Annotated in this window: 13 protein-coding genes; 4 read left to right on the top strand and 9 right to left on the bottom strand. The window is 58.7% G+C overall.

The features are described from left to right. Window positions 1-49: 49 nt before the first annotated feature. A complete protein-coding gene (locus OF385_RS06180; RefSeq protein ID WP_264277466.1) occupies window positions 50-3,070 on the bottom strand; it encodes an AAA family ATPase in 3,021 nt (1,006 codons plus the stop codon). Continuing rightward, entirely contained in the window at window positions 3,067-4,233 is a 1,167-nt protein-coding gene (locus OF385_RS06175) for an exonuclease SbcCD subunit D (protein ID WP_264277465.1), read from the bottom strand. The genes OF385_RS06180 and OF385_RS06175 overlap by 4 nt, the downstream gene beginning before the upstream one ends. A gap of 51 nt (window positions 4,234-4,284) precedes the next feature. On the opposite strand from OF385_RS06175, the gene OF385_RS06170 reads away from it, so the two are divergent. Next, window positions 4,285-5,223, top strand: a complete 939-nt coding sequence (locus OF385_RS06170) for an ADP-ribosylglycohydrolase family protein (protein ID WP_264277464.1) — start codon at window positions 4,285-4,287, stop codon at window positions 5,221-5,223. A 71-nt stretch (window positions 5,224-5,294) separates the two neighbouring features. On the opposite strand, the gene OF385_RS06165 is transcribed toward OF385_RS06170, so the two are convergent. The 5 genes from OF385_RS06165 to OF385_RS06145 all read right to left on the bottom strand — a co-directional run bounded on the left by OF385_RS06165 (window position 5,295) and on the right by OF385_RS06145 (window position 9,116). Next, complete coding sequence (locus OF385_RS06165; protein WP_264277463.1) at window positions 5,295-6,296, bottom strand: exonuclease domain-containing protein; 1,002 nt, start codon at window positions 6,294-6,296, stop codon at window positions 5,295-5,297. A 195-nt stretch (window positions 6,297-6,491) separates the two neighbouring features. Continuing rightward, a complete protein-coding gene (locus tag OF385_RS06160) occupies window positions 6,492-6,989 on the bottom strand; it encodes an SRPBCC domain-containing protein (protein WP_264277462.1) in 498 nt (165 codons plus the stop codon). 135 nt (window positions 6,990-7,124) lie between these two features. Beyond that, window positions 7,125-7,793 carry a hypothetical protein gene (locus OF385_RS06155; RefSeq protein ID WP_264277461.1) on the bottom strand — a complete coding sequence of 223 codons (669 nt, stop codon included), beginning with the start codon at window positions 7,791-7,793 and terminating at the stop codon, window positions 7,125-7,127. 23 nt (window positions 7,794-7,816) lie between these two features. Further along, window positions 7,817-8,728 (bottom strand): ABC transporter ATP-binding protein, encoded by a 912-nt coding sequence (locus OF385_RS06150; RefSeq protein WP_264277460.1) that lies wholly within the window; start codon window positions 8,726-8,728, stop codon window positions 7,817-7,819. Between the two features lie 28 nt (window positions 8,729-8,756). Further along, window positions 8,757-9,116 carry a GntR family transcriptional regulator gene (locus OF385_RS06145; RefSeq protein ID WP_264277459.1) on the bottom strand — a complete coding sequence of 120 codons (360 nt, stop codon included), beginning with the start codon at window positions 9,114-9,116 and terminating at the stop codon, window positions 8,757-8,759. 329 nt (window positions 9,117-9,445) lie between these two features. On the opposite strand from OF385_RS06145, the gene OF385_RS06140 reads away from it, so the two are divergent. Genes OF385_RS06140 through OF385_RS06130 form a run of 3 tightly spaced genes read left to right on the top strand, consistent with a single transcriptional unit; the run spans window position 9,446 to window position 12,628 of the window. Beyond that, complete coding sequence (locus OF385_RS06140; protein ID WP_264277458.1) at window positions 9,446-10,063, top strand: DUF4956 domain-containing protein; 618 nt, start codon at window positions 9,446-9,448, stop codon at window positions 10,061-10,063. Continuing rightward, on the top strand, window positions 10,060-10,833 hold the full coding sequence (locus OF385_RS06135; protein WP_264277457.1) for a polyphosphate polymerase domain-containing protein: 774 nt from the start codon (window positions 10,060-10,062) through the stop codon (window positions 10,831-10,833). The genes OF385_RS06140 and OF385_RS06135 overlap by 4 nt, the downstream gene beginning before the upstream one ends. Window positions 10,834-10,840: 7 nt before the next feature. Continuing rightward, entirely contained in the window at window positions 10,841-12,628 is a 1,788-nt protein-coding gene (locus OF385_RS06130; RefSeq protein WP_264277456.1) for a CotH kinase family protein, read from the top strand. 94 nt (window positions 12,629-12,722) lie between these two features. Here the strand turns inward: OF385_RS06130 and rdgB are convergent, their stop codons facing one another. Both rdgB and rph read right to left on the bottom strand, forming a co-directional pair. Beyond that, window positions 12,723-13,358 (bottom strand): RdgB/HAM1 family non-canonical purine NTP pyrophosphatase, encoded by a 636-nt coding sequence (gene rdgB, locus OF385_RS06125; RefSeq protein ID WP_264277455.1) that lies wholly within the window; start codon window positions 13,356-13,358, stop codon window positions 12,723-12,725. Beyond that, entirely contained in the window at window positions 13,355-14,089 is a 735-nt protein-coding gene (gene rph, locus OF385_RS06120) for a ribonuclease PH (RefSeq protein ID WP_264277454.1), read from the bottom strand. Before rph ends, rdgB begins: the two co-directional genes overlap by 4 nt. Window positions 14,090-14,171 lie beyond the last annotated feature (82 nt).

The following is a 14,171-nucleotide window of genomic DNA, read 5'->3' as shown; positions in this document are numbered from 1 at the left end:
CTGATGGCACTACCTTCAAGATAGCCACCGCCACCGGCCAAGTCCAATCCTATGGGGAAGCTAACATCAGGCCGTCTCGCAGAATCGCAGATCCGTGCTGGGTCTTGAGCACCGAGACCCGATTGGTGATGCGTTGTTTCATCTCGGCAACGTGCGAGACCAAGCCGATGGTTCGTCCGCCAGCGCGCAGATTCTCCAGAGCCTGCATCACCTCTTCGAGGGTCTCGGCGTCCAAGGAGCCGAAGCCCTCGTCTACGAAGAGCGTCTGCATGTCCACGGCGCCTGAGTGATGGGAAATCACATCCGCTAGCCCCAGGGCCAATGCCAACGACGCCATGAACGTCTCGCCACCGGAGAGTGTCTGGGTTTCCCGGTACTTGCCAGTCCACGAGTCAAGCACCCGGAGCCCCAGCCCGGACTTGGCATTTCCCTGCTTTGAGTCGTCGTGGTGCAGCGAATAACGACCGCCGGACATCGCATCCAAACGCTCGGTAGCGGCCATTGCCACTTCCTCCAGCCGCGCTGCCAGGACATAGGTGCTCAGGGTCATCTTGTAGAGGTTCTCTCCCCCGCCCCTGATGACTTCGGCGAGCCCGCGAAGACGGCGGTACGCTTCGATGACCGGGCCGGCATCGGCCCGCAATCGCTGCAATTCATCGACTGCCTGGTCATGGCGTTCCAAACGCGTGGCTGCCAAGACAACTTGTTCGCGGGCAGCTTCGTAGTGTCCTTCTGAGCTGGCAGCTTGCGCCCGCGCGTCCTGGAGCTCTTCGTCGCTCGGCGCACCAAGGCCCTTGGCATGCAGCTCTTCGGCGGCACGGTAGTCCTCTGATTTTTCCAAGGTGGCGATGGCGCTGCAAAGATCTGCATCCGCGCGGTGCAACTGGCGCAAACGCTCCCTCGCCTCGTCATCAAGGATCGCCGCTGCGAAGTCTTCAACGGTGTCAAACCCGGCGGCTTGGCGTTCGGTATTCCACGAGGATTCCGCCTTGCCCAGCGCTACGCGAGCGTCGATCAGCATTTGCAAGGCGTGAACCGATTGTGCCAGGCCATCTGATTTCCCTTGAAGCTCTGCCACTTGCACCAAGAGGTTCTTTTTGCCGCTGCGCAGTTCCTGGAGCCTGGCATCAAGCTCCTGCAACTGGGCACTGAGCGATTGGGCATTCTGGTGCGCGGTGGCGTATTCGATGCCAGCCTGGGCTGCCCGCGCGGTCAATTGCTCGATTCGTGCGCGAAGCTGTTCAAGTTTCGTGATGCGAGCGGTGACTTCGGTCTGGTGCTTTCGAACAAACTCCAGTTCCTCCTGCGCGCGGCCAAGTTCCACCCGCAATTCAGCAACGCTTTTCCCGCCGGCAGACAGTTGCGCCGTTTCCAATTTGGCCTGCAGCGTATCGCGAGCCTGGGCAGCCTTTTGCCCAGCAGCGCGGGCCTCGGCCACCTGCGCCTCGGATCGCTGGATCTGTTCGTCATCAATCAGCGTCGCGTCCGCATCTGCCATCGCCGGGGCGGGGTGCTCCGCCGAGCCGCAGACCAAGCAGGGTTGCCCGTCTTCCAAGGCAGCGGCAAGGCGCAACGCGCTTTGGCCCAATTGCTCCGTGCGAAGAGCCAACAATCTCTTCTCCGCTTCGACAATCTTCAGCTCTTGTGCGCTGGCCGCTTCGCGGGCCGAGAGGACCTTTTCCTCCAGGTCATCGCGGGCGATTGCGTGGGCGATTTGCGTTTCCACTAGCTGCTGGCATTCCTTGGCCTGGTGCAGCTTGTCCCCCGCAGCGACCTGATCCACGTCTCCGCTGGCCAATTCCTCGCGTTCACTTGAAAGCCGCGCAACTGCGGCTTCGGCGCTCACCCGGTTCTGTTCATGCTCGGTGGCGCGTTGCTTGGCCTGCGCAACCTCGTTGGCCAATGGAACACGGCGTTGTTCTTCATCCAGCGCTGACTTGGCGACGGCTAATTCCGCTGCAACCTGTTGGCTGTGCTGGCGCAAGGCCTCCAGGCCCGCGGACGTCGCGTCACTGGATAGCCCAATTTCTTCGCTGAGCCAACGTTGCAGCCGCTTCCAGGCCAGCGAGCATTCATCCACGGTGGCCTGAGCGCTTTTCGACTGCGCGAGATAGGCCCGCACCGAACTGGCTTGGGCATCTTTTTCCAGCCTGCCTCCGGCGATCACCGCTGCTTCATGATTCTCGGCATAGCGCTGCTGCATGGTTTTCAGTTCGCTGTGCCGTGCGAAGAGGCGGCGGCGCTCATCCAGCGCCCGCACCACATCGCCAGTGCGAGACCGGTTAACTTTCAGCTTCGCGGCTTCTGCCTCGGCCAATTGGAGAATCTGTTCAATCCGGATACGGTACCCGGCAAAGTGCTCTTCAGCATCATCGGGCTGTTCGCGGCCTGCCAGGAAGGCTCGTGCTTCAGAATGAATGGCATCTTCAACCGCGCTCAAGCGTGCTTCGACGCTTTCGGATTTTTTGCGTTCTTCTGCCAGGCGCGACGAGAATTCCTCTTCGATACGTGCGTAGTCGCTCGTGTCAAAGAGATTAGCCAAGAGATCCTCGCGGTCCTTCGCTTTGGCTCTGAGGAAATCGGCAAACCCGCCCTGGGGCAGCATGACCACTTTGGTGAACTGATCACGGTCGAGTCCCAGGAGGCTGCCGAGCACATGTCCCACCTCGTCGTTGCGGGTCGAGAGTTCCTTCCACCCCTGTGACGTGAATTCCCTGAGCAGGCTCGAAGCTTTTTGTTCCGTGGTCCTGTTCTTGCCGCGCTTTGAAGGGCGCATCCACGCTGGTGACCGGGTCACTTCGAAGCGGCGATCACCAATGGTCAGCTCGCAGGTTACCTCTGGAGCCACTTCCGCGGGAGCATGATCAGAACGAATCTGGCGGCTGCCGGTGCGACTGCCAGGCAGCGAACCATAGAGGGCATAACATATTGCATCGAGAATGCTGGATTTGCCTGCACCCGTTGGGCCATCAAGGAGGAACAGTCCGCCTTCGGCAAGCTCGTCGAAGTCGATCTGCTCGCTGCCGGCGAAGGGGCCGAAGGCCTGGATCTGGAGCTTATGAATTCTCACTGGCTCACCTGCGATTCGCGAGTAGCTCGGATAACTGTGCTGATGACCTCGCGTTCAGCTTCATCAGCCGAGCGTTCGCGGACATGCTCCATGAAGTCGCCGACCACGTCTTCGGTGCTTGTCGCCTTGGCCATTCGCTGCGCATACGTGGATGGAGCGCTGTTTTCCGCTCCGCCTTCGGGAGCGAAATTCAGCACGACCGTATCAGGGAAACGAGTTCGCAATGCTGTCATAGCATCGGCGGGACGCTGCGCATCGGTGAGCGTGATCTGGCACCATGCCTCGGTGGCGTGCTCAAGGTCCGGATCACTGAGAAGATCCGGCAGCTTTCCTTTCAGGACAGCTAATTTCTTGGGTACGGCCAGCAAGACTTCCCGCACCGATTCGATGCCATCTGCGCTGGTATCGATCAGCCACATGCCCTTGGTTTGATTGACCTCGGAGAATGAGTAGGCCATGGGAGAACCCGAATAGCGCACATGTTCGCGCACCTTTTGGCGCCCATGCAGGTGTCCCAAGGCGGCATAATCGAAGTGCTCGAAAAGCTCTACGGGAACCACGTCAAGGTTTCCTGTGCTCAGTTCGCGCTCTGAATCGCTGCCGATGCCGCCCGCTGCGAAGAGGTGCGCCATCGCGATAGCAACCACTGGCTTCCCGCCGTGGTCCACTGCCTCGAGGTGCTGATCGATCTCTCCGATAGCCGCCCGCACCACCGATTCATGGCTGGCTTTAGTAGCTCCCAGCCGCTCCATCACCATGCGGGGCTCCAGGTAGGGAATGCCAAAAATGGCGACCTGGTGATCGCCCGCCTCGCACAGCACGGGATGGACCATGCGATCGATATCAGCAATGATGTGCACCCCGGCGCTATCCAAAAGCTCTGCGCCAAATCCGAGGCGCGAGGCCGAATCATGATTGCCGCTGGTAATGATGATGGTGGCCCCGGTGGCCCGCAGTTCCCGCAGCGCCCAGTTGCACAGCTGGACTGCGTCCACGTGGGGCAACGCCCGGTCGTAGATATCGCCGGAGATCAGCACCGCCTGAACCTGCTGATTGGCCGTGACATTGATGATTTCCTGTAGCACGCTGCGCTGGGCATCGATCAGGGATGCGCCGTGGAAGGTGCGGCCCAGATGCCAATCAGAGGTGTGTAGCAATCGCATATTTCCAACCATATGCAATGTCGGGGACAACTTGGACATTAGAATGGAGCTGTGAATGAAACCGGTGAATCTGTACTCCTGCCAGAGAACTACTCAGACAAGGTGTTTGCGATCCTCCTCGGCCTAGCCGACGGCGCAACCCACGCCCGTGACGACATCGACCCCGGTGCCACCGAAATCCTCCCCCTCTATCTGGCCGATGGCCTGCTAGAGGCGTTGGAGTGGGCTCGTGATGGTGTTGCTAGCGACGAGGCGGCCTGCATGTGGCTTGCCGCGCTTCGCAGCTACAAAAAGCTCACCGGGACTTTCCCAACCGGCGCGCCTGAACCTTTGGGCCGCTGGATCGATAGCGAATTCCCCAACGTTGAGATTTTCGAGAAGATCGCTCACGGCGATCCACAGAATATCTCCGGGTTGAACAGTGCCGACATGGGCCAGGCTGGGCGCCCAACCGGCGCCGGAGCTGACTCGACCGGTGTATTGCCTCGCGCGGCGATCACCGCGTTGTTGGCCCGCGTTCCGTTGGGCACGACCGAAGCCCTGGCCCGTTCGGCAGCATTCTTGACACATGATGCCCAAGCTGCAAAGACTTCGGTAGCCGCGGCAAAGATCATTCGATCGGCGATGGAGCGTTCCGAGGAGTCGGCTGGCGAGTGGGAGGACCTGCTCGTCGATCTGGAGGGTCCATCGGCCGAGGCTCTTGGCAGCGTGGTGGCAAGGATCCGCGAGAATATTGCGCTGTCCCCTGAAGATGCTTACAACGCCTACTTCGGCGATGCTTCCGAGGACGAATCGGCCGAGTCAGATGTGGCGGCAGCTCCTGAATCGGTGGTGTCCGTTCCGGAAGACCGCGATCCTGAGGTTGATGCCTACGCCGTTGCCTTGCTGGCGGCGGTCTATGGCACCGAAGCTGTTGGCGAGCGTCCTGCCAGCGCGCTGGACGACATCATTTCCGAATTGCATGATCGCTGGATGGCTCTGCTGGTCTGATTATGGCCTTGAAATTGGCAATCGGTGGCCGGCTCGAATGAGCCGGCCACCGATTGCCTATCTGGCTTCGATCAGGCGGTGAGCCCGAAGCCACCGACCATCTGCATGAATTCGCCTTCGGAAATGATGGTGACTTTCTGCCCCTTCTCCCGCAGGCGCAAGACGTGCTTGGCCTTGTTGGTCAACCGGCCATTAGCCAGGTCCTGCGGGACGAATCCATCGCCGACAACCAGAGCTGTCGTTGTACGGGTAACACGGGATGCCGTTTGCGCTCCATGTTCTGCTGCGAGTTCCTTGGCCTGCGGGCGTGGCAGTGCCAAGTTCCCGGTGAAGACCATGATCTGCCCATAGAGCGGATGCCCCGGATCAGCTTCGGGATTCGGAGACGGATTCGGCCCCTCCTGGGGCCAGTTATTGAACACGTCCTGTGGTGGCAATGGGTGGCCGGAGGCTAGCCACCCACGGGCGTCGCGAGTAGCACGAGAATATTCATCCCCCGGCTGCCAAGCCGAGGTCAGCCCCAAACGCACGCCGTAGTGGTCAGCCGTTTCCAACAAGGAGCCAAAGCCGCTGCGCTCGGCCATATCGATCATGGCCCAAGCGCAGGCCGTGGAGTCGGCGAGCGCTTCGTGGTGGTTTTCAATCGGATGCCCCGCTTCTTCAGCAACGAAGGGCAGCGAATAGCTGGGCAGGTCGTAGGCCTTGCGGGAGAGCTTCACAGTGCACAGGTGCGCGATTTCCGGAACGGGGATTTCGCTGGCTTCCGAAGCAGCCCGGATGACGCCTGAATCAAAGGCTGAATTATGCGCTACCAGGACGTCCGGGCCAATGAAGTCCAGCAATTCTGGCAGTTTCTCGGTGACGCGCGGCGCGTCGACAACCATGTCCGGGGTGATGTGGTGGATCGACACGTTGCGCGGGTCAAAGTGGTCGAAACCAACAGGAGGCTTCAATAGCCACTGCTCGGTTTCAACGATTTTTCCGGAACGGACCTTAACCAGCCCCACCGAACAGGCGGAGCCGATAAAACCGTTTGCTGTCTCAAAATCTACTGCTGTGAAGTCCAATGCCACGCCCAACAGCTTACTCTTCTTGGCTCAAGACACGGCATTCAAGACCACGGTGGGGTTCGGGCGGAATCTGCTGGGCTGCATCGACCCGTTCCGCATTTTCCTTGCATGTCGGTACTGACGTGCACGTATTACTCATGGCCGGAAACTGGGAGGCCCTGCCAAGGCAGGGCATCTCACATTGGAGTAGCTCGTGGTTTATGAGTTGAACAGCGCCTTATAGTAGTCGCTCAGTCCCGGGTAGTAGTCCGGTTCAAACACCACAAGGCCAGCGTCTTTGCCATTCACCGCAGCGACTAGTCGGTCCAGATAGAATTCCCACCCTGGCCCCACCGAAGAGGCCATCTGCGGGTCCAGTCCGGGCATCCGGAAGACCAATTCGCTCCCCTCGTCCCGCGTCTCGATGTGCAGTTCCAGCTGCCAGCTTTCGCTGCCCTGACCCGTGCGAACTTCCAGAAGCAAGGCTCGCTGGTCGCAATCAAGAATCTCCACCGACTCTGTAGGTGAGCCTTCTTCGGCGCTGAGCGTGACCTGTACCCGTCGGCTCTCGGGGTCCCCCTGCCAGGCGCCAAACCACTGATCGAGATAATCCGAGTCAACGAGGTACCGCCATAGATTAGTCGCGCTGGTCCTAAAGGAGCGCCGTAATTCCAAGGCATTCAAATGGTCTCGAGTTCCTGTTCCTTGGATAGGCATGGCGGTTCTCCTGGGAGATCGTGGCGGCGTTGTTGAAGTATTCAAAGAATAACAAGAGCTTTTCAGAGCAGGCAGGTCAATGCCCCCGCCAGTGGCGAGGGCATTGCACCTGATGTTCGTGTTCCATGCCAGCGATCAGGCGGTGGCTTTGCGCAAGGTGAGATAGGAACCAGCAGCCATCAGGACAGCTGCGAGCGCCCCCCACAGGGTGACCGACCCGGCAGTCCAAGTCAGCGCCCAGCTCCAGAACTGACCCCAGAAGCTCGTGAAGGTGAACAAAGCGATAATGCCCAGAACCAGCAGTCCCAACAGAGTGAAGAAGACCACCATGCCGGTTTGGCGCCAGCGCATGTATATGGTTGCGATGAAGAACCCAACCATGAACAGCAGGACCATTAACACGAAGTAGAACATGATCTGGATGAACCCGCTGTTGTCGGCAATCCATTGCAGTGCAAAGAATCGTCCGTCAAGTCCCCACCCGCCGGTAGCGGTTTCCACTAGACCCATCAGGTAGTAGAAGACCGAGAGCACCAGGGCACAGACCGCGAACAGCGCTAAGGTACCCAGGTAGAAGGTACGCCGCGAGATGCTCATCGCCATGGAGAATGGGAATGTCATCGTCAGCGCTTGAATACCCAGCGCCAGGAAGTACCACATGGGTGCCTGGGCTCCGCCGCCATACAGCACTCCGTCCCCTCCGCTTCGGCGAACCAGCCACCAGATTGCCACAGTGAAGAGGAACGCGCTGACCAGGATCATCAGCGGAATGCCGATAAAGGTGGCTTTGTTGATCAGCTGCATGCGCGCAACTTTCATTATGCGGTTCATGCTCGTGCCTCCGTTCTTTCGTCAGTTCCTTCGTTGGTGCTCAAGGCACTGCGAACAACCAGCTGCTGCAGTGAGACTGGGCTCAAATCCAGCCCCATGAGCTTAGCTTGTTCGCGTTGGCCCCCGCTGAGCTTGGCCTTGATAGTCACGCTGGCCAGCGCACCCAGTGAATCGCGGTGCAGTACCTCGGCCGCCCCAATGAATTCTTGGACCTTTTTCGCATCGCCGGTTACGGTGACCGCGGCTCCACGGAGTTCTTCGGCGTCACTGTCCACTACGATGCGGCCCTTATCGATCACGATGACGTGTTCAAGCAGGTTCGCCACCTCATCGATCAAGTGGCTGGATAGCACGATGGTGCGTGGGTATTCGGCAAAGTCTTCAACCAAACGGTCGTAGAAGATCTGCCGGGCCACCGCATCCAGCCCTAGATACGGTTCATCAAAGAAAGTGATCTCGGCGCGAGAAGCCATACCAATGATGACGCCGACAGCAGAGAGCTGACCGCGGGACAGCTTCTTGATCCGACGCTTGGCCGGCAGGGCGAAGGCCTCAACAAGATCTAGCGCCAGCTGCTCGTCCCAGTTCTCGAAGAACATTGCGGCGGCTTTGAAAGCTTGATGGACTTTGAAGTCTTCGGGGTACTTTTGCGATTCGCGAATGAAGCAGATGCGCGAAAGGGTCAAGTCATTCTCGAAGGGTGCGCGTCCGAAGATGTGTGCCGTTCCCTGATCAGGGTAGTTCTGTCCAGTCAGGATGGACATCAGTGTGGTCTTGCCTGCACCGTTACGGCCGAGCAGCCCGTAGATTCGGTTAGGTTCCAAATCCAGAGTCACATTATCCAGGGCGCGTACGTCTTTATAAGTCTTGCTCAGCTCGCGGGTGGCGATTGCTGTTGATCGAGTCATGCTGTTCCTCCTTACCTCGTGATGATGGTTAGCCTGCTGAACCGGTCTTGATCATGGAGACCAGTTCTTCGATGCCGATGCCGAGTTTGGATGCTTCGGCGGTCAGTGGTGCGATGAATTGCTGCTGGAATTTCTCGCGGCGCTTTTCGCGTAACCGCTGTGGTGCGCCCTGTGTGACAAACCTGCCGATCCCCCGCTTCTTATAGAGCAGTCCGTCTTCCACCAAACGATTAATCCCTTTGGCAGCGGTCGCCGGGTTGATCCGGTAGAAGGCTGCGAACTCATTGGTTGATGGAACCTGCGCTTCTTCAGCTAGAACACCAGAGATGATGTCGTTCTCAATCAGCTCAGCGATCTGCATGAAAATCGGTTTCGAATCATCGATCATGCTGGCTCCTCTCCGTGCTCAAACCCACCAGGTTGGTTAGTGGGTTAGTTACTCATGTAACTAACCATAGAACCCATTGTGGCAGAGCGCAACCGATGGCCCGTTTTGCCCTTCTGGGCATTTTCATAATCAATGCATACGGAAGCCAAAATTTCGTCGAAATTTCCCAGAATTCCGCGTTTTTAACTGCTGCAAAACAATCCATTTTCTTGTCCGAGAGTTCCTTTTGACCTGCGCCTTAGCTTCCTCAAGTGGTCGTCCTACGAATCGCACAGTAAAGGATTCAATGCTTATTGAAGCCCCCTTTTCGAAGAACTATAAGGACTTCCATGAACATCTTGCTTTTTGCAGCCGCCGATATTGCTGCCATTTTGATCCTCACTTTCGGCCTGTACCTTCGCCGTCATCGACGTCGTGATTTGGCCGTGTCGTATATCGGTATCAACATCGGAGTTTTCGCGGTCGCCACCGCTTTGGCAGGAAGCACGGTCAGCGCAGGTCTGGGCATGGGACTGTTCGGGGTTCTTTCCATCATCCGCTTGCGCTCTACTGAGCTGGAACAGCACGAGATCGCGTATTACTTCTCGGCGCTGGCCATTGGCCTGATCACCGGAATGGGTCCAACGCCGATTTGGCTGCCATTGGCTCTGGTGGGCTTGATCTTGGTCGCCATGCTGGTCGCCGATCATTCGAAAGTCTTGCCGACCTACCGCCACCAGGAGGTCATTCTGGATCGGGCCATCGCCAATGACGATGAACTCAATGCCCATCTGAGCTTGCTCTTCGGAGGAGCAACCATCCACCAGGCAGTAGTTCAGCAGCTGGACCTGATCAACGACAAGACCATCGTCAAGGTTCGTTTCTCACAGCCCACGGCCACGATGATCGAAACCTCTGCGTCACGAACCGTAGAAAACCACGAAGTGATTAACGGACAGACACGATGAATTTCACTGACCACCTAGAAACCATTAGCCTCGAAGAACTCAACGCGGCCGCTGCCTTGCAGACCCGAACGGACCGCAAATACATCCTTAGCCAACAGCAAGCCGCCGACGTTCTCCCGATACTGGGGCAGCAGGCGCTGGTCCTATCCATTGATGAACGCCGCGCTTCCGACTACACCTCGGTGTACTTCGATACTCCTGATCTCGCCAGCTTTCATCTGGCAGCCCATCCTCGCCGACGCCGATTCAAGATCCGCACCCGAAGCTACATGGATACCAAGCAGTGCTATCTGGAAGTGAAAACCGAAGGTGCCCGTGAGCAAACGGTCAAGGAACGCGTTGAACATCCGTTCATGTCTCGTGACGCGCTGAGCAGAGCATCGCTGGATTACATTCAAGAGACTCTCGGCCATGAGCTGGGTACTTGCCCCATTGATCCAGAGTTGCTCACCCCGGTCATTGATTCGTCGTATACCCGCACGACCTTGTATCTGCCCCAGACGAACAGCCGTGTCACCGTGGACACCAACCTGGTGTGGACGGACCCGAAGTCCGGGACGCGCCTTGAATGCAACGAAATCATCGTGGAAACGAAGTCCGCCATGAATGCTGGTCCGGCCGACAAATTGCTGTGGAGCCACCAGATTCGACCGTCGCGCATCTCGAAGTTCGCTACCGGAATGAGCTTGCTCGACCAGCATCTGCCAGCAAACCGCTGGCACAAGACGACCAAACACAAAATATCCACCGCAGTATCCCTGCACCCTTAGGAGCATCATGAAAGACTCACCCCGCCACAGGGCGCAGTCCCCGCGCCACTTCGGATCCAGATCCCCACGGGTTATGACCGCCGTGGCTTCGCTTTCCGTTGCCGCCCTCGCTCTGGCAGGTTGCACCAATGCCGCCTCGGCACAAAGCGTCGTCAACACCGAGATCAGCACCGAAACAGCAACGTTCTTCAACGCTGATTCCGTCCATGAAATCAGCGTGACGGCCGAGCCAGATGACATCACTGCAGCGCTGAAAGCCTACGCAGCAGACGGCACGAAAGACTGGATCTCGGCTGACATCACCATTGACGGAACCACCTTCAAGAACGTGGGAATGAAGCTGAAGGGCAACTCCACCCTGCGCGGAGCCGATGAATCATCGGATGCCGCGACGCTGCCATGGATCCTGCGACTGGACAAATTTGAAGCCAACCAGTCGTACTCCGGCCGCACCGAGTTCGTCATTCGGACCAACTCCAGCGAATCCTCGCTCAATGAGGCGGTTGCCCTTGACCTGTTGGGAGAAGCAGGACTCGCCACCGAGCATGCCGCTGCCACCCGTTTCTCGCTCAACGGCTCGGATGCCGAACTGCGTCTGGTCATCGATAACCCCTCCGACGAGCTCTACAGCGATGAGACCTTCGAGGGCGATGGCATTACCTACAAGGCTGATGCCGACGGCGATTATTCCTACCGTGGAGATGCAGCCAGCGACTACGAATCCGCATTCGAGGTCGAGTCCGGAGCTGATGATCTGACTCCCGTTGCCACCTTCCTGGATTTCGTGAATAACTCCTCCGATGAAGATTTCTCCAGCAAGCTCTCCGACTATCTCGATACCGACCAGTTCGCTACCTACTTGGCCATGCAGGATCTGGTGTCGAACACCGATGACATCGATGGACCAGGCAACAATTCCTTCCTGCGGTACGACAACGAAACCAAGAAGATGACCGTGGTCGCTTGGGATCAGAACCTCTCCTTCGGCTCTGGCCCGGGTGGAATGGGCGGTGGCGGCGCCATGGGTGGCGGAAATGGCGGCGGCCCCGGCAAGATGGACGCCGATTCATTGCTCACCAGCATGCTGCCCGACGGCCTCAAGCTGGCCGATGCAAAGAAGCAGATCGAGGCTGGAACCGTCCCAGATGGCATGGAGCTTCCAGAACAGATGACTTTGCAGGACGGTACCAAACTGATTGATGTCCTCAAGGATTTGGTTAACGGCGAGATGCCAGATGGCCTGTCCTTCGAAGGCCGTGGCGGTCAACCGCCTGCCATGGATGGTCAGGGCGGTCAACCGCCTGCCATGGATGGTCAGGGCGGCGCGCCCGGCGGGAACATGACTCCCCCGGATCAGAATTCAGACGAGGACTCCAACGCTACGGAAAGCAAAGACACCGCTGACGACACCACCGATGCTGCCAAGGACAGGGCTGAGGGTGGACAAAACGGCGGAAAGTCCATGGGTGGAAAGTCCAATCCTCTGGTGACTCGTTTCCTGGCTGACGAAGATTTCAAAGCCCAATATGAGGCCGCCAAGACTGAACTGGCTGACAAGCTTTACGAGTCGGGAACAGCAGAAGAGATCCTCAACAAGTGGACTACTCTGCTGAATAACGAAGCCAGCGACCTCATTGATTCCGAAACCGTCAGCAGTGAAGCGGACACCATTCGCTCGCACTTCACCTCGGATTCAGTGCAATCTTCCACGCCAAACAATCAGCAACCGTCCACGGCTCCCAAGACCGAGGAAGACGAGGCTAGCCCGAGCGCATCCCCAACAACCAGCTCATGATCATTGTGAATCTGGAACACTGGTCCTGACATGACAAACGCCAGCCAGCACTTGCCCCTATGGCAATGCTGACTGGCGTTTGTTGCCGCGATGATCAGTTGCTGTTCAAGGCCTTGCTGACGGTTTCCACAATAGCGGGAAGCAGTGCGGCGAAGGCCCGAGCACGATGCGAGATCGCGTTCTTCTCCGCGGGAGTGTGCTGCGCCATCGACTTGCCGGCGCCGGCTGGTTCAAAGATCGGGTCATAGCCGAAGCCATGCTCGCCAGCGCGTTCGGTGCGCAGCAGCCCCTCGACCTTCCCCAGCTCAACGAATTCGTCGCCTTCCGGTGTTGCCAACGCCGCAGCGCACACGAACTGCGCGCCACGATGCTCCACGGCGATATCGCCCAGCTGCGCAAGCAACAGGTCGATATTCGCCTCATCGTTGCCGTGGACACCGGACCAGCGCGCCGAGAAGATCCCCGGAGCTCCGCCCAGCACGTCAACGCTCAGGCCGGAGTCGTCAGCGAGCGCGATCAATCCGGTCGACGCTGCAATCTCGCGGGCTTTTTTCAGCGCATTGCCCTGGAAAGTCACCTGGTCTTCGACCGGATCGGTTGCCCCAGCGGTCGCCGCGTCGATCACCTGGGTATCAACGTCCAGCCCTGGCACCTGCCCGCGCAGCAACTCGCGCAATTCACGCAGCTTGCCCTGGTTATGCGAAGCGAGAACAAGAACTGGCTGGCTCATTTGGTGTTCTTCAGGGTCTCACGCTGGATCTGCGCCAGCTCGTTGGTCCCGCCCAAGGCGAGATCAAGCAGCGAATCAAGTTCAGCACGCTTGAATGGCACGCCCTCGGCGGTACCCTGGACCTCGACGAAATCGCCGGATCCAGTGACCACAACGTTCATGTCGGTCTCTGCGCGGACGTCTTCTTCATATGGCAGATCCAGCATCGGGGTGCCATCGATGATGCCGACAGAGATGGCGGCCACCGAATCGGTGAGCACCTGGGCGTTCTCCTTCACGATGCCCTGGGAGCGGGCCCAGGCAATGGCTTCAGCCAAGGCCACGTAGGCCCCGGTGATGGCTGCGGTGCGGGTGCCGCCGTCAGCCTGCAAAACGTCGCAGTCCAGCACGATGGTGTTTTCGCCCAGCGCCTTGGTGTCGACCACGGCGCGCAGCGAGCGGCCGATGAGGCGCGAGATTTCGTGGGTGCGGCCGGAGAGCTTGCCCTTCACCGACTCGCGGGAGTTACGGGTGTTGGTAGCTCGTGGCAGCATGGCATATTCGGCGGTGACCCAGCCGGTGCCCTGGCCCTTGAGCCAGCGTGGCACGCCCTCGGTGAGGGAAGCGGTGCACAGCACTCGGGTGTTCCCGAATTCAATCAGTGCAGACCCTTCGGCCTGTGCGGACCAGCCGCGGGTGATGGTGATGTCTCGAAGTTGCGCGGCTCCTCGGCCGTCAGCGCGTAAAGTCATGCTTCCATCCTAACCACGCTGGCCCCTTGATTCTCACGAGATCGCCTTAGCGTTACGGTGAAATGCACCTCGCCGACCAGCG

Source organism: Glutamicibacter sp. JL.03c, from assembly GCF_025854375.1.
Classification (GTDB): Bacteria; Actinomycetota; Actinomycetes; order Actinomycetales; family Micrococcaceae; genus Glutamicibacter.
This window is presented reverse-complemented; position numbering and strand designations above follow the sequence as displayed.